We start from the raw sequence: 15,967 nt of genomic DNA, 5'->3' as shown, positions 1-15,967 counted from the left end.
TGCAAACGGCAACACATTCCAACCCAAACCGATTAGGCAATCAATACGAACGGCTGTTTACATACTTACCGGCTTTCACCAAGCAATATCGATTTAACCGATTTCCTTAATATTTTTCCTGTCCGTTTTAAACTTCGCCTTAAACACATCCGGTAAATCTTTATCGAAATACCAAAGCCCGTCATCCATTTCCAATGCACCGCCCATTCCGTGCAGAACGACTGTTTTCCCCGTCAGCGGATCGGTTTCGGTAATTTCCACTTCGTGCATTTTTCCCCAATCCAAAACAGGCAACTTGTGTGCAAACGCCAAAACCTGTTCGTCAGAACGGCCGCACGCCTTATCGCATCGGTCTGAAACATATACGGGGCAAGGCTCATCCTCCGCATAACCGTCCGGCAGGATACCGGCTGCGGCAGGACACAATCCGTATGTTTCCGCCCACGACAACAAAGCCCGTCTCGCCGCCTTTTTATTGGCAAATAATCCGGTAGGCGGATTATCCGCCACACCGTTTTTCAAAGCCGCTGTTTTCGCATTCAACATGCCGTCTGAACCTTTTTCAAACCTGACGGTCGTAAATGTTTTAAGCAGATTTTTGGCAGATACATAACAACCCGAATGATAACGCCCGACCAATTCCGCTTTAATCTTATATGCATGCAGGCTGCCCAATGCAGGAAAAAAACGGACTTCCTCCGTATTGCACCAATCAAACGGGGCTTTTCCGGAATCCAATAAAGCCGAAACCTCGCTATATACCCGTTCAAACGTACCGATGTAATTTACTTTCCCTCCGCCGTCGAAACAAGCCAGCACCCCCATACCGTCAGGCAAACCGTACAACTGCTCCCTCAACCGTTCAGGCAGCGCGGCAGGCAGCGGTTTCGGATTCATCAAACGGAAACACTGCCTGATCCATGCCTCAACCCCATGTTCCGACAGGCTGTATTCCAAATAATCACACAATGCCGATACATCCGCCATCGCACGATGCCTGTCTTCCACAACAATCCCCAACCTTTCGATGATACTGTCCAGGCTGTGCTTGTAAAATTGCGGATACAGACACCGGGACAGCTGCACACTGCACAAAGCAGGCGATGAAAATCCGATGCCCGCACGATGAAACTCATGCTTTAGAAACGTATAGTCGAAACGGCTGTTATGCGCAACCAGCACACAACCCTTCAATACCGAAAACAACTCGCCGGCAATCTCTGCAAAAACAGGCGCGTCGGCAACCATGCCGTCTGAAATCCCCGTCAGCTCCGCCACAAATTTCGGAATAGGTTTTTGAGGATTAACCAGCCACTCATGCCTCACCACCCTTCCCTGCTCAAACTTGACCAAAGCCACTTCGGTTACCCTGTCTTCATACAGATTGCCGCCCGTCGATTCCAAATCAACCACGGCAACCGGCATTCCAAACCGTAAAAATGCCTTTTCCAGCAAGGGCCAGCGAGAAGCAACAATCATTTTATTCTCTTTAAATTCAAACAACAAACCGATATTTTACACTTTTAGGGCATTTCATCCAACAAAACAATTGACAGAATCCGACGATTACCCTAAAATTCAAATCTTTCTTGCAGCGCACCCGTAGCTCAGTTGGATAGAGTATCTGGCTACGAACCAGAGGGTCGGGCGTTCGAATCGCTCCGGGTGCGCCAGTAAGAAAATACAATATGCGCCCATCGTCTAGCGGTTAGGACATCGCCCTTTCACGGCGGTAACCGGGGTTCGATTCCCCGTGGGCGTGCCAAATTCCAAATCCCCGAGATTATCCCTCGGGGATTTTTTATTGCCTCGGCAACTCGTTACCATAATTAAAATTTAACAAGCACTATTTTCACTTTTTATCCTTTCCTACAACTTCGAATTTACGTATCCACATAAATTTATATTTTCTACAATTTCAATACTATCCAATTATTGCTTATTCATTTTTCTTATAGTAACTGGGATATAGAGGGTGTTCAAATAAACCATCATCAATCATTTTCTCAATCTTCGCCGGCAAATCAACTTTATATACTTTGTTATAAATAGCTGTGCTTAAACATTCAAATCCGCCTCCCGAAGAAGCATCACCTAAAAAATTTTGAATTGCTTCTATATCGGGATAATGATCAGGATTATGTAGATAACGCATATATTCCTCTAAAACTCGTCTAATGTATAGAAAGTCTTTCAGGTTCATTGTTATTTTTTCCTTATCAGAAATAGCATCTAATCCATATTCAACGATATCTTTTATACTTGTATATTTTATCATCATCTTTACCTACCCCCTTCATCAGAATCTCAGACGTAATCGAATCATATTCAAACCTTTGCCGTGCAAACCGATATCCCATAACCGGATGCGGTGTCTGTCCAACATTTTACCCGATTGAAACGCCTGATATATTGCACCCCATCAACGTGGCATTACTTTTCTTAACAATCCCCTTTGACAGCAACTGACTAGGGCTTTTTTATGCCATCATCAAATTTAATATTTTCTCTCCCGATTGAAACAGGCGTAATAGAATATGCCCGAAGCTCCTTCTGCTTTTCTGTTTACCACTGCAATATTTAGAGTATAATACCAAATTTGAGCAATGGTTCTAAAACAATTAGAACCATTTTTCATGAGCCTGACTGATTCGTATACTCGGAGAAACTGATGCAGAATATTTTTGACCCTTTGATTATTCGTGGAAAATCCCTTATCCCTATCGTGCAAGGCGGCATGGGGGTCGGTGTTTCCGCATCAGGTTTATCTAGCGCGGTGGCACGTGAAAACGGTATCGGAACGATTGCCAGTGTGGATTTACGCCACCTTCACGAAGACCTGCTCGCCGAATCCCAAATCAATCCGAGTGAAGAGAAATATACGTCTTTGAACTGTACCGCATTGGACAGGGAAATCCAAAAAGCCAAGAGTGCTTCAGAGGGGAAAGGGCTGATTGCGGTCAACGTGATGAAGGCGGTCAAAGACCACGCCGCGTATGTCCGCCAGGCTTGCGAATCAGGGGCGGATGCGGTCGTGATGGGCGCAGGCCTGCCTTTAGACCTGCCGGAAATGACCGAGGGCTATCATAAAGATGTTGCCCTGCTGCCGATTCTGTCCGAATCGCGCGGTATTAATATCGTCTTGAAACGTTGGATGAAAAAAGGCATATTGCCCGATGCGATTGTAGTCGAACATCCCGCCCACGCGGCCGGACATTTGGGTGCATCAACCGTCGAAGGCGTAAACGATGCCAAATTTGATTTCAAACGCGTCATCGAAGAAACGTTTGAAGTGTTTAAAAATTTAGGACTGGAAAGCGAAAAAATCCCGCTTATTTTGGCAGGCGGTATGGCAAACTTTGAAAAAGTCAAAACCGCCCTAAAGAACTGGGGGGCCTCCGCCGTTCAAATCGGTACGGCTTTTGCCGTTACCGAAGAAGGGGACGCGCACCTTAACTTCAAAAAAACGCTCGCCGGTGCGGAAACTGAAAAAGTAGTCGAATTTATGTCTGTTGCCGGTTTGCCGGCGCGCGGTGTCCGCACCAAATTTCTCGACAGCTACATCAAGCGTGAAAGCAAACTTCAGGCAAACGCCAAAGCCGACCCGCGCCGCTGCACCCAAGGTTTAAACTGCCTGACCAGCTGCGGCCTACGCGACGGGCTTTCCAAAGCTGGGCAATTCTGTATTGATATCCAGCTTGCCGCCGCATTCCGTGGAGAAGTGGATAAAGGCCTGTTTTTCAGGGGAAAAGACCCGCTGCCCTTCGGCAATGCCATCCGCACCGTCCGTGAGACGATACAATATCTGCTGACGGGGAGCGAACCTGTTACAACAGTAGGAGGCTGATGTCAAAACAGCCGATACCGTAGAAAAATGCCGTCTGAAAATTTTCAGACGGCATCTCTTTATTTGCTTTCAGTATTATTGAAGAGTTTGTCCATCGGGGTCAGATCGACCGCATTGCCTTGGCTGGTAATCCATTTGTTCTCGACGCGCCACACGCCTGCCGCATCTTCAACGCGCACATACCAGTGGTTGGTCGGAGGAAGGGTCTTGAACACCGCCTCATATTCCGCCCTGCCGTTCTGCGCGCTGCCGACGGGCTTGAGGCTTACGGTTTGATCGTCCGCCTTGCGGGTCGGGTGCATCAGCAGCAGGTTCAAAGGCTGTTTGCCGTCAAATTCGCCGCTGACGAATACCTTTGCCGCATTCATATCGGGGGAAATGAGGACCTGTACCCCGATATGCCGTCTGACGGCTTCTTCATCCCGATGAAGCTGGATGTCGATATGCTTGCCGTCCTTATAATAATCGTCCGTAACCAAATCTGTCGCGTGCTGCTGTGCGACAAAAAACATGGCGACGCTGGCGATGACGACAAAAATCGGACCCGCCATCAAGACCCACGGCCAGACGTGTTTGTACCAAGGCTTGATTGGATTGTTTTGAGACACGGTTATTCTCCGATAAAGGTTGCGTCTTCTTCCAAAACAACCGGCTTGCCGTCTGATGCACCGCTTTCCCGGTATTGGAAGATAAACTCGATAGGATGACTGCCTTTGTCCGCGTATTCCGGAATGGTGGATACTTGGACGGGAAGGGTTACCGTTTCGCGCGGGGCAACCTTGATACCGCCTTCGGGCAGCCCGGTCAGAGCGATTTCGTCAAAGCCTTTGACACTTGCGCTAACCAACTGTTCTTTTTCGCTGTTGTTGATGATACGCAGGCTGTATGCGTTTTCCAGCCAGCCTTTGGCGTTTTCGCGCACCATTACGCCACGGTCTTTCAAAATATCGACTTCGACCATTTTGCGCGTGGACAAACCGACCAAAAAGGCGGCGATAACCACTGCCAACACCGCGCCGTAACCTGCCACGCGCGGTCTGAGCAGCCGTTTTTTAATGTCTTTTTCGGAATATTCGTGTTCCAGCGCGCTTTCGGTCGTATAGCGTATCAAACCGCGCGGATAACCCATTTTGTCCATAATTTCATCGCACGCGTCGATACAGGCAGCGCAGCCGATACATTGGTATTGCAGACCGTTACGGATGTCGATGCCGACGGGGCAGACTTGGACGCACATCGCACAGTTGATGCAGTCGCCCAAACCCGCCTCTTCCTTGTTGACCGTTTTCTTGCGGGCTCCGCGCGGTTCGCCGCGTTCCGCGTCATAAGAAACAATCAGCGTGTCCTTGTCGAACATCGCGCTTTGGAAACGTGCATACGGACACATATGCAGGCATACTTTTTCGCGCATAATATGGGCGAAGAAGAAGGTCATAAAGCCGTAAAACGCTGCGGCAAACATCGCGCCGCCACCTGCTGCTCCGGTAAATAAATCGGGAACGAACTGGCGGATGGGGACAAACCAGCCTGCAAACGTGATGCCCGTCCACGCGCAGACAAGGAAAATCAGCAGGTATTTGGTGGCTTTGATGCGGATTTTGGTGAAATTCCACGGCGATTTTTCCAGTTTCAGCCGTTTGTTTCTATCGCCTTCGACCAGGTTGTCAATCCACAGCATAATTTCGGTATAAACCGTTTGCGGGCAGGAATAGCCGCACCACAGTCGCCCTGCAATCGTCGTCCACCAAAACAGTCCGAAAGCGCAAATCATCAGCAGCAGGGCAAGGTAAATCAAGTCGCCCATCCCCAACGACAGCCCGAAAATAAAGAAATGCCGTTCGGGGATATTGAAAACGACGGCCTGCCTGCCGCTCCAGTTGAACCACGGAATCACATAAAACACAAACTGCGTCGCCAATACGGCGGCGATACGCAATTTGGCAAACCGCCCTTCCGCTTTTTTCGGATGGATGCGTTCGCCTTCGGGATGGATTTGAATCACGCTTGCTCGCGGATCGAACGTTTTTTTTGCTTTCGGCGCGGCTTTTGTTTGTTCGGACGTGCCGATTCCGGATTCCGGATTGCCGGCTTGGTTTTCCGTGGTCATTCTGCATTCCTTAGATTTTTGATTGATGGTTTGCCCGTTACCGCCGCCGTTTGCTTTTCAGACGGCATTTTTCTTGTTTTTTAAGGCGTTGTGTTTCAAGTTTTGAGAAAATCCGTTTTTCCCAAAATATATTTCCGCTATTGTACAACTTTATGCGCCGTCCGGATGTATTGGGCGAATACATTTCCCATCCGCATCAAAACGCCCGGATTTTGCCGTACCGCCCGAAAAAAATCCGAATACGGTTAAAAAACAAAGACTAAAAAAACCGACACCCCCATATCGGCAGAACCGCCGGCGCAAGCTCATAAACAAACGCTATCAGCAATCCGGCACACAATCTATAACATTTTATTTCAAAAGGAATAATGGCAGGCTTCGCCCGCAAATCGAAAATCCTTCCCCACCGGTCCCCTGCCGCCGCCTTCCCCTGCGTCCGCCCTTTTCTTGAAAGCATAAGCGAATCGGGCGATAATCAACGCCTTCCGATTATCCACTTATCCAAAACACCAGCAAGGAAAATACAAAATGTCTCAACTGGCAAACGCAATCCGCTTCCTCTCGGCCGATGCCGTTCAAAAAGCCAATTCCGGCCACCCCGGCGCGCCTATGGGTATGGCGGAAATGGCGGAAACATTGTGGACGAAATTCCTCAATCACAACCCCGCCAACCCCAAATTCTACAACCGCGACCGCTTCGTCCTCTCCAACGGCCACGCGTCTATGCTGTTATACAGCCTGCTGCACCTGACCGGCTACAACCTGAGCATTGAAGACCTGAAAAACTTCCGCCAACTGCACAGCAAAACCCCCGGCCATCCCGAATACGGCTACACCGACGGCGTGGAAACCACGACCGGCCCGTTGGGACAAGGTATTGCCAACGCAGTGGGCATGGCATTGGCAGAAAAAATCCTTGCCACCGAGTTCAATAAAGACGGTTTGAACATTGTCGATCATTACACCTACGTCTTCATGGGCGACGGCTGCCTGATGGAAGGCGTATCGCACGAAGCCTGTTCGCTCGCCGGCACTTTGGGCTTGGGAAAACTGATTGTTTTATATGATGACAACAATATTTCCATTGATGGTAAAGTGGACGGCTGGTTTACCGAAAACATCCCGCAACGCTTTGAAAGCTACGGCTGGCACGTCGTTCCCAACGTAAACGGTCATGACACCGCCGCCATTCAAGCCGCTATCGAAGCCGCACGTGCCGAAACCGGCAAACCGTCCATCATCTGCTGCAAAACCTTAATCGGCAAAGGCAGTGCCAACAAAGAAGGCAGCCACAAAACCCACGGCGCACCTTTAGGCGCGGACGAAATCGAAGCCACGCGCAAACATCTGGGCTGGACTTGCCCCGCCTTTGAAATCCCGCAAGAAATTTACGATGCGTGGAATGCCAAAGAACAAGGTGCGAAACTGGAAGCCGACTGGAACGAACTGTTCGCGCAATACCAAGCCAAATATCCTGCCGAAGCCGCAGAATTCGTGCGCCGCATGGATAAAAAACTGCCGGACAATTTCGATGAATACGTTCAAGCCGCATTGAAAGAAGTGTGCGCCAAAGCCGAAACCGTCGCTACCCGCAAAGCCAGCCAAAACAGCATCGAAATCTTGGCAAAAGAGCTACCCGAACTGGTAGGCGGTTCTGCCGACCTGACCCCGTCCAACCTGACCGACTGGTCAAACAGCGTCTCCGTTACCCGCGACAAAGGCGGCAACTACATCCACTACGGCGTGCGCGAGTTCGGTATGGGCGCGATTATGAACGGTTTGATATTGCACGGCGGCGTGAAACCCTTCGGCGCGACTTTCCTGATGTTCAGCGAATACGAACGCAACGCCCTGCGTATGGCTGCGTTGATGAAAATCAACCCCGTCTTCGTGTTCACCCACGATTCCATCGGTTTGGGCGAAGACGGCCCGACCCACCAGCCCGTCGAGCAAACCGCCACCCTGCGCCTGATTCCGAATATGGACGTATGGCGGCCGTGCGACACCGCCGAATCCTTGGTGGCTTGGGCAGAAGCCGTCAAAGCCGCCGATCATCCGTCCTGCCTGATTTTCAGCCGTCAAAACCTGAAATTCCAAGCGCGCAACGAGCAACAACTGAACGACATCAAACGCGGCGGCTACGTCATCAGCGAAGCCCAAGACAACGCCCAAGCCGTCATCATTGCCACCGGTTCCGAAGTCGAACTGGCTTTGGAAGCGCAAAAAGCCCTCGCCGCACAAAACATCGCCGTGCGCGTCGTTTCTATGCCGTCCACCAACGTATTCGACCGCCAAGACACCGCCTATCAAGCCGCCGTCCTGCCCGAAGGTCTGCCGCGCATCGCCGTAGAAGCCGGACACGCCGACGGCTGGTACAAATATGTCGGACTGAACGGCGCAGTCGTCGGCATCAACCGCTTCGGCGAATCCGCCCCTGCCGACTTACTCTTCAAAGAATTCGGCTTTACCGTGGACAATGTGGTCGATACTGTGAAATCAGTGCTGTAACCCCACACCTAAACAAATGCCGTCTGAAACCAATTAAGGCTTCAGACGGCATTTGTTTGCCCTCCGCCTTGATGCTTCCTCATTCCGCCAATCTCCATTATAATATTTGCGAATCACTCTTATTCACATTTCAAAAGGAGAAACGTATGAACACCCGCACCGAACACGACACCATGGGCAATGTCGAAGTCCCGTCCGAAGCCTATTGGGGCGCGCAGACCCAGCGCAGCCGCAACAATTTCAAAATCGGCGGCGAAACCCTGCCGCAGCCGTTGATTTATGCTTTGGCGCTGGTGAAAAAAGCCGCAGCCGCCACCAATGTTTCCCTCGGCAGGATTAAGCCCGAACAGGCGGATTTGATTACGCAGGCGGCAGATGATGTGTTGAATGGCAAGCTCGACGGGCAGTTTCCTTTAGTGGTTTGGCAGACCGGCTCCGGCACGCAGTCCAATATGAACATGAACGAAGTGCTGGCAAACCGCGCCAACGAAATCGCCGGTACGGGTTTGGCGGCGTATCAGCCCGTCCATCCCAACGATCATGTGAATCACGCGCAATCGACCAACGACACGTTCCCGACCGCCATCCACGTCGCCGCCGCGATTGAAATCAACCGCCACCTTATTCCGGCGGTAAAAGCCTTGCGCGACACGTTGGACAAAAAAGCCCAAGCTTTCGCCCCCATCGTCAAAATCGGCCGCACCCACTTGCAGGACGCAACGCCGCTGACTTTAGGACAAGAATTTTCCGGCTACGTTTCCCAGCTCGACCACGGCTTAGGCCGTCTGAACGATGCGCTCAAAGGTTTGTACGAACTCGCCTTGGGCGGCACGGCAGTCGGCACGGGCTTGAACAGCCATCCCGAATACGCCGAAAAAGCCGCCGCCAAACTCGCCGAACTGTCCGGCCTGCCGTTTGTCAGCGCGCCGAACAAATTTGAAGCCTTGGGCGGACGCGATGCCGCGGTTGCCGCTTCGGGCGCATTGAAAACGCTGGCGGCAAGCCTGAACAAAATCGCCAACGACATCCGCTGGCTGGCAAGCGGCCCGCGTTGCGGTTTGGGAGAAATCAAAATTCCCGAAAACGAGCCGGGTTCGTCCATCATGCCGGGCAAAGTCAACCCGACCCAATGCGAAGCAATGACCATGGTGTGCTGCCAAGTGTTCGGCAACGACGTTACCATCGGCATGGCGGGCGCGTCGGGCAATTTCGAGCTGAACGTCTATATGCCCGTTATCGCCTACAACCTCTTGCAATCCATCCGTCTGTTGGGCGATGCGTGCAACAGCTTCAACGAAAACTGCGCCGTCGGCATCGAACCCGTACCGGAAAAAATCGACTATTTCCTGCACCATTCCCTGATGCTCGTTACCGCGTTAAACCGTAAAATCGGCTACGAAAACGCCGCCAAAGTCGCCAAAACCGCCTACAAAAACGACAAATCGCTGCGCGAAACTGCCGTTGAGTTGGGCTTGCTGACGGGCGAAGAGTTTGATGAATTGGTCGTTCCTGCCGATATGGTTCATCCGCGCTAATCCTTCCCTCAAATAAAATGCCGTCTGAAACCTCGTTCAGACGGCATTTTCCGTTGCCTGCGAACTAGCGGCGTTTGAACAGCCTGTCCCCCACCGCCGCCGTAACCGCTCCCCCGACCACGACCAGTGCACCTGCATAACCCAAACCGTTCATATCTGGCGCGGCAAAAGTATCAGGCATCACATAATGCCCGAGCAAAGAAAATATTACGGTAAACACAGGGAGCAAGGTTGTTACCACACTGACTTTGGAAGCCTCCCAATGTTTCAACGCCTCGCCGAACGAGCCGTAACCGATTAAAGTATTCAAGCAGCAATACACAAAACAAACCCACGCCAACGTACCGTCCAAACTTCCGATGTGTGCCGGTTCGGCAAACGGCAGGAACACGGCGGCACTTGCCGCATAAATCAACAGCAGAATCTGTTGCGGGCCGAATTGCGCCGACAGCAGCTTTTGCGCCACGGCATAACACACCCAGGCCATACTGCCTGCCGCACACAGCAACACGCCCCGCGCATACGCGCCCAAACCCGACAACTCGCCGAATTTATCGTTAAAAAACATAAGCAAACCGGCAAGCAGCAAAACCAAGCCGATTTTCTGAGCGGCAGTCATCCGGTCTTTAAACACCAACACGCCGACAACAATCATCGTAAACGGCGAAATCTGCCACAAAACCTGCGTCGTGGTCGGCGAAATATAATGCAGCCCTTGGGCAATCAGCACAAAGTTTGCCGAAATGCCCGCCACACCGAGCAACAGCAGCCTGAATGAATGCCAAGAAAAATCCCTCCACTTCGGCAGCCGCCCGCCCAATGCCAGCAAAACAAACAATACCGCCGCCGCCACGGTAAAACGCACCCACACCAGCGTCGGCGCATCGACAAACTTCAATACCTGCCGCACGGCAATCGGCAGCGTCCCCCACGTCATCGCCGCCAAAAGTGCCAACGCGAAGCCTAAGAGCGGCCTTTGGTTTTCCATCCTGCTTTCCCTATTTTTAAACAACCGTATTGCCGGACGATGCCGGTTTGCCGCATCGGGCAATAATGGTTCAAGCGTTTGGCGTTTGATTCCAACCATTTTATTTCAAACAAACCGGCTGAAGCCCAGCTATTGCTTCACGCTATTTGGAAACACCGCCTGAATTTTAAAATATAGTGGATTAACAAAAACCAGTACAGCGTTGCCTCGCCTTAGCTCAAAGAGAACGATTCTCTAAGGTGCTGAAGCACCAAGTGAATTGGTTCCGTACTGTTTGTACTGTCTGCGGCTTCGTCGCCTTGTCCTGATTTTTGTTAATCCACTATACCGTCTGAAAACAGCGGGGACGTGCGGCAGGCATCACTGCCTCAAAACGCCCGAACGGCGCAATCGCAACGTTCTGCCCAACGCAAAGGGCGGCAACAAGCCGGCCAAAATGCAAAAAAGAGAAACCCTGCCTCGTAAGGTTTAAGGTTTCTCCGTCCTTTATGATTTCCCTCCGCGAGGATGTCCGGCCGTAAAATTCAGAACGGGATATCGTCGTCAATGTCCTCGACCGGGGCGGAGGCAGGCACGGGTTGGCGGCGCGGCGCGGCTGGTGCTTCTTGGGGATGGGACGGCGCGTCGGAGGCGGGCTGCCGGCTTTGCTGCGCGGGGCGTTGGTAAGCCTCCTGACTCTGACCATAACCTTCCTCGTAAGGCGCGCCGCCGCTGTTTTCATTGCGCCCGCCCAACATTTTCATTTCGTTGGCGACAATATCGTAAGCGGTACGTTCGATGCCGTCTTTGCCTTGGTATTTGCGGCTTTGGATTCTGCCTTCCAAATAAACCAGCCCGCCTTTTTTGAGGTATTGCCCGGCAATTTCCGCCAGTTTGCGGTACATGGTAATGTTGTGCCACTCAGTACGCTCTACACGTTGGCCGTTGCGGTCGTTCCATGTTTCGCTGGTAGCGACTGAAAAATTGCAGACGGCTTCGCCGTTGGGCATATAGCGCACTTCGGGATCGCGTCCGAGGCGGCCGATGAGGATGACTTTGTTCAATGACATTTTTTAAACTCCTGTGATGATTTTTTCAGCGGCAGCCTGATCGAAACCCTTCTGCAACACTTTGAGATAGACGGTCTGCCTGTCGAAACTGAAACCGATGTCTTCCACGCCTTCCAACTGCAACAGGGCGCATTGCAAGCCGTCCTGATTGCCCTGCCACACGCCGCCGACAGGGTAACTGAGGTTTTTGACGGGCTTGGGCGCAGGCGATAAAACGGCAATTACCAGCCACAGCAGCATCAATATGCTGCAAAAGGCAAACACGCCGGCAAAGCCGTATTTTTGAAACAGCAAGCCGCCTGCCGCGCCGCCGGCAAACAGTCCGAGCGACTGCATCGTGTTGTACACGCCCATCGCCGTACCCTTCAGGTCGGACGGCGCGATTTTGGAAACCATAGACGGCAAACTGGCCTCCAACACATTGAAACCAATGAAGTAAACAACCAAATAAGCGGTAATCAGACCCACCGAGCGCATACCGGACAGCAAACCGAGCTGCGCCACCGCGATGCAGACGATGCCCAAAACAAAAACCTGTTTGAGCTTGTTGCGCGTCTCGCCGACGATAATCAGCGGAACCATTACCACCAAACCGGCAACGGTAGAAGGAAGATATACTTTCCAATGCTGTATTTTTTCCAAGCCAAGCTGCGTCATGGCGAAAGGCAGCGCGGTAAACAATGCCATTTGTGCGGCGTGCAGGGCGAAAATGCCGAAATCGAGCGTCAGCAGCCGGCGGTTTTTCAAAACTTCGCCTATGCGCGAAGGCTGCGCCTGCGTGTCCTCATGCAGCTTGGAAACTTCGGGATCGGGAGTCATAAACGCCACCACGCCGATGCTGATGACGGTCAGAATGCCGGTCAGCATAAACAGTCCGCGAACGCCCACCGCGTCGGCAATCACAGGGGCAATGACCAGGCTGACCGAAAACGTCAGACCGATACTCAAACCGATCATCGCCATCGCGCGGGTACGCACGCCGTCGCGCGTCAAATCCGCCAGCAGCGCGGTAACTGCCGCACTGACCGCTCCCGCACCCTGTATGGCGCGTGCGGCGACCAGCATGGGCAGCGTATCGGCGGCAGCGGCAAGAAAGCTGCCCGCTGCAAACACAATCAGCCCCACATAAATGGTTTTCTTGCGTCCGAACTTGTCGGAAGCGATGCCCAAAGGCAGTTGCAGCAGAGCCTGCGTCAGCCCGTAAATGCCCATTGCCAGCCCGACCAGCGTTTTGTTGCCTTCTGCGCCGGGCAGCGAGGCGGCATACACCGCCAATACGGGCAGCACGAGGAACATACCTAGCATACGCAACGCGTACACGCCGGAAAGCGTCGTACTGGCGCGCCATTCGTGCGGAAACATTTGGATGCGGTTATCTCTTGCCATCATATTTTTTCAGACGGCATCAACAGTTACAATGCCGTCTGAACTTCCAGTGAACAGATTTTCGGATTATACAGGATTCGCCGTATTTCGGTTGCGGCACAATGCGCCTACCACTGCCAGCGGTTGCGCCACGCGCCCAAAACGGCGTTCGGATATTTATTGCTGCCCAAGCTGCCGTTGAAGCGGGCAAGCGCGCGGACGATGTCGCCCTTTTCAAGATTCCGGTAATGGCGCAGGATGGTGCAGCCGTAACGCAGGTTGGTGCGGATGTCGAACAGGTTGTGCGCCGGTTTGCCGATGTAGTTTTTCCAAAACGGCATAACCTGCATCAAACCGCGCGCGCCGACTCCGCTGATTGCATACTGGCGGAACGCGCTTTCCACCTCAATCAGCCCCAACACAATCTGCGTATCCAAACCGGCCCGGCTGCTTTCATACTGGATATTGACCAGCAGCCTGCGCCGCTCCTCCTCGTCGGGGACAAACCTTGCCAAACGTGCCGACATGGCGGACAACCAACGTTCGCCCTCTTTCGGATCGTCAAACACCAGCCTCGGCGGATTTATACTGCCGACAGAGCTCCTCATCACGGAAGCCACATCGTCGGCAAGCGTTTCTTCACGTTGCGCGCCGGCTTGTGCCAGCGGGCTGAGCAACAGCGCGCCGGTGGCACACAACAGGCGGCGGCGTTGCAGATTGACGGGTAGAGTATCGGTCGGTTTTTTCATAGGGAACGGGGCGCGTCCGGATGTTTCAGACGGCATTAAATATTCAAACAGACATAATTGCTTTCAACGCGAAAAACCGCGCACAAAATCCAAGCACGGCATATCGCCCTGCCCTTTTCAGGCAAATCTCGATTTTACCGCTCTCAAGAACGCTTGTCCAAACAGGCACAGACAACACCGCCCGGGCATTTCCCATTTTCACCGGCTATCTGTCGTCCGGATGGTGCAGCAGCACCATCAGCGCATCACGCTTTTCGGGCGGCAACAGGCGGAAATATTTCAACAACAGGGCTTCTTGCGGCGAAGCCGCACCTTCCGTGCCGGAGAGCCTGCCGTGGCGCAGCCATTCCGCGCTGGTATCCAGCCATTTTGCCAGCGTCTCGATTTTATCCGGAGTCGGAATCGACCTGCCGACCAGCCAATGGTGAAACGCCTGCGTACTGACAGGCTGATTGGGATGGCGCAGGTTGAAGCGGTTGGCGAGACTGGCATTGGACAGCTCGTCCAAACCCGCGAGGCGTATTGCTGTTTTCAAACGTTCGCTGAAATCGGTTTTATCTTGTTCGGTATGCATAATGGCGGATTATGAATAGCCGACTGTTGCCTTCTTTAAACAGAATAATTGATAGCATTAACAATTTGGTTGTCAGTAAAAGTAAATATGGGTATGATGGGAAGCGGTTTACACAACCATAAATTTATTTACTTTAATTTCTGAAATTTTGGAGATTATGATGACTTTGAACAAAGTTTTCGCATTGAGCATAATTACCTTGGGTTTGGCGGCTTGTAAAACCACTAGAACTTACCACAATTATTACTACAACGACGCAAGCACCCAGGCGGCAGCAGGCGGCAACTCTGCAACGCAACCATCCGGCAACAGCAGCAACACAGCGACACAGCCGTCCAACAACGGCGGCAACTCTGCAACGCAACCGTCCGGCAACAGCAGCAACACAGCGACACAGCCGTCCAACAACGGCGGCAACTCTGCAACGCAACCGTCCGCTGCCAACGACAATCCTCCTCCGTTTACACTGACAAACGACACACCTAATTTTTCAGTCAGCGTCAGTGGATTGAGAAATGAGGCTGAAGCAGATGTACATAAGTTGGCTAGAGAGTACGGTGTGGATGATGTAACTGTTTCGACTTACCAAGTCAGCGCTTTGGGTCAAAATGCCAATGGCGGCTCTCTTGATTTATCTAAAGTACCTTTGAAACAGCTGACCCGCGCTGCACATACAGAATCTGCACAGGTACGTGCAAAGGTAGATGGAGTGTATAAAACTTATACACTGACCCGCAGCGGCGAGTCCCATATCTACCGTCAGAATTATTCTCTGATTGCCGGCATTAAACCGACTTCCTACTCGATTCAAGGAGATGGAGTGAATAAGCGTGAGCCTATCAATGATGAAAATTATCTGACCATCAAAGGTACGCCGACTAAAATCTTGCCCACAGCCGGTAAAGCGACTTATTCCGGTGCTGCATTTGATGGAAGAAATCAAGGCGTATTGAGCTACTCCGTCAATTTCAACGAAAGAACGGGTGAAGGCAACATTACCGGATTGGGTGAAAAAGTCGTCTTGAACAAGGGCAACATAACCAATATCAATCATAATAACAAAATTGATGGAAGCCACCTTCAAGGCTACGGTATTCAAGGCTCTTCTAATAAAGGTAATTACGAACTCGGCTTCTTCGGTGCCAATGCCGAAGAAATCGTCGGTACGGTTAATGACGGCGAAATCGGCTTTGCCGGTTCCCGTTAATCCTGCCTGATACAAATGCCGTCTGAAACCGGAAACGG

General features: G+C 51.9%; 13 protein-coding genes and 2 tRNA genes. 6 read left to right on the top strand and 9 right to left on the bottom strand.

Going from position 1 to position 15,967, the window contains the following annotated elements; genetic code table 11:
• Positions 1 to 93: 93 nt before the first annotated feature.
• Complete coding sequence (locus Q9I99_RS02760; RefSeq protein WP_301668179.1) at positions 94 to 1,479, bottom strand: 3'-5' exonuclease; 1,386 nt, start codon at positions 1,477 to 1,479, stop codon at positions 94 to 96.
• A gap of 117 nt (positions 1,480 to 1,596) precedes the next feature.
• Here Q9I99_RS02760 and Q9I99_RS02755 point away from each other — a divergent pair.
• Positions 1,597 to 1,673: transfer RNA gene (locus Q9I99_RS02755), tRNA-Arg, on the top strand.
• A 17-nt stretch (positions 1,674 to 1,690) separates the two neighbouring features.
• Positions 1,691 to 1,765, top strand: a tRNA-Glu gene (locus Q9I99_RS02750).
• A gap of 174 nt (positions 1,766 to 1,939) precedes the next feature.
• Here the strand turns inward: Q9I99_RS02750 and Q9I99_RS02745 are convergent.
• A complete protein-coding gene (locus tag Q9I99_RS02745) occupies positions 1,940 to 2,281 on the bottom strand; it encodes a hypothetical protein (protein WP_025456992.1) in 342 nt (113 codons plus the stop codon).
• A gap of 390 nt (positions 2,282 to 2,671) precedes the next feature.
• Between Q9I99_RS02745 and Q9I99_RS02740 the strand changes: the two genes are divergently transcribed.
• Positions 2,672 to 3,847, top strand: coding sequence for an NAD(P)H-dependent flavin oxidoreductase (locus tag Q9I99_RS02740; protein WP_301668178.1), 1,176 nt, complete (start codon positions 2,672 to 2,674; stop codon positions 3,845 to 3,847).
• Positions 3,848 to 3,906: 59 nt separating this feature from the next.
• On the opposite strand, the gene Q9I99_RS02735 is transcribed toward Q9I99_RS02740, so the two are convergent.
• Positions 3,907 to 4,455 carry a FixH family protein gene (locus Q9I99_RS02735; RefSeq protein WP_301668177.1) on the bottom strand — a complete coding sequence of 183 codons (549 nt, stop codon included), beginning with the start codon at positions 4,453 to 4,455 and terminating at the stop codon, positions 3,907 to 3,909.
• 2 nt (positions 4,456 to 4,457) lie between these two features.
• Positions 4,458 to 5,954, bottom strand: coding sequence for a cytochrome c oxidase accessory protein CcoG (gene ccoG / locus Q9I99_RS02730; protein WP_301668176.1), 1,497 nt, complete (start codon positions 5,952 to 5,954; stop codon positions 4,458 to 4,460).
• 528 nt (positions 5,955 to 6,482) lie between these two features.
• On the opposite strand from ccoG, the gene tkt reads away from it, so the two are divergent.
• Both tkt and fumC read left to right on the top strand, forming a co-directional pair.
• The gene (gene tkt, locus Q9I99_RS02725; RefSeq protein ID WP_301668175.1) at positions 6,483 to 8,462 is read left to right on the top strand and encodes a transketolase; all 1,980 of its coding nucleotides are present in this window, start codon (positions 6,483 to 6,485) and stop codon (positions 8,460 to 8,462) included.
• Between the two features lie 146 nt (positions 8,463 to 8,608).
• Positions 8,609 to 9,997, top strand: a complete 1,389-nt coding sequence (fumC, locus tag Q9I99_RS02720; RefSeq protein WP_301668174.1) for a class II fumarate hydratase — start codon at positions 8,609 to 8,611, stop codon at positions 9,995 to 9,997.
• Between the two features lie 64 nt (positions 9,998 to 10,061).
• On the opposite strand, the gene Q9I99_RS02715 is transcribed toward fumC, so the two are convergent.
• The 5 genes from Q9I99_RS02715 to Q9I99_RS02695 all read right to left on the bottom strand — a co-directional run bounded on the left by Q9I99_RS02715 (position 10,062) and on the right by Q9I99_RS02695 (position 14,722).
• On the bottom strand, positions 10,062 to 10,985 hold the full coding sequence (locus Q9I99_RS02715; protein ID WP_301668173.1) for a DMT family transporter: 924 nt from the start codon (positions 10,983 to 10,985) through the stop codon (positions 10,062 to 10,064).
• A gap of 524 nt (positions 10,986 to 11,509) precedes the next feature.
• Positions 11,510 to 12,034 (bottom strand): single-stranded DNA-binding protein, encoded by a 525-nt coding sequence (locus tag Q9I99_RS02710; protein ID WP_025456999.1) that lies wholly within the window; start codon positions 12,032 to 12,034, stop codon positions 11,510 to 11,512.
• Between the two features lie 3 nt (positions 12,035 to 12,037).
• A complete protein-coding gene (locus Q9I99_RS02705) occupies positions 12,038 to 13,420 on the bottom strand; it encodes an MFS transporter (protein WP_301668210.1) in 1,383 nt (460 codons plus the stop codon).
• 107 nt (positions 13,421 to 13,527) lie between these two features.
• Positions 13,528 to 14,148: a lytic transglycosylase domain-containing protein gene (locus tag Q9I99_RS02700; protein WP_301668209.1), complete on the bottom strand. Its 621-nt coding sequence runs from the start codon at positions 14,146 to 14,148 to the stop codon at positions 13,528 to 13,530.
• 205 nt (positions 14,149 to 14,353) lie between these two features.
• Positions 14,354 to 14,722 carry a transcriptional regulator gene (locus tag Q9I99_RS02695; protein ID WP_301668172.1) on the bottom strand — a complete coding sequence of 123 codons (369 nt, stop codon included), beginning with the start codon at positions 14,720 to 14,722 and terminating at the stop codon, positions 14,354 to 14,356.
• A gap of 157 nt (positions 14,723 to 14,879) precedes the next feature.
• Between Q9I99_RS02695 and Q9I99_RS02690 the strand changes: the two genes are divergently transcribed.
• Positions 14,880 to 15,929: a factor H binding protein domain-containing protein gene (locus tag Q9I99_RS02690; protein WP_301668171.1), complete on the top strand. Its 1,050-nt coding sequence runs from the start codon at positions 14,880 to 14,882 to the stop codon at positions 15,927 to 15,929.
• Positions 15,930 to 15,967 lie beyond the last annotated feature (38 nt).

This window comes from Neisseria basseii (assembly GCF_962707005.1).
Taxonomy (GTDB): Bacteria; Pseudomonadota; Gammaproteobacteria; order Burkholderiales; family Neisseriaceae; genus Neisseria; species Neisseria bergeri.
Note: the sequence above shows the minus strand (reverse complement) of the source record. Positions and strands in the feature narration are given on the sequence as shown.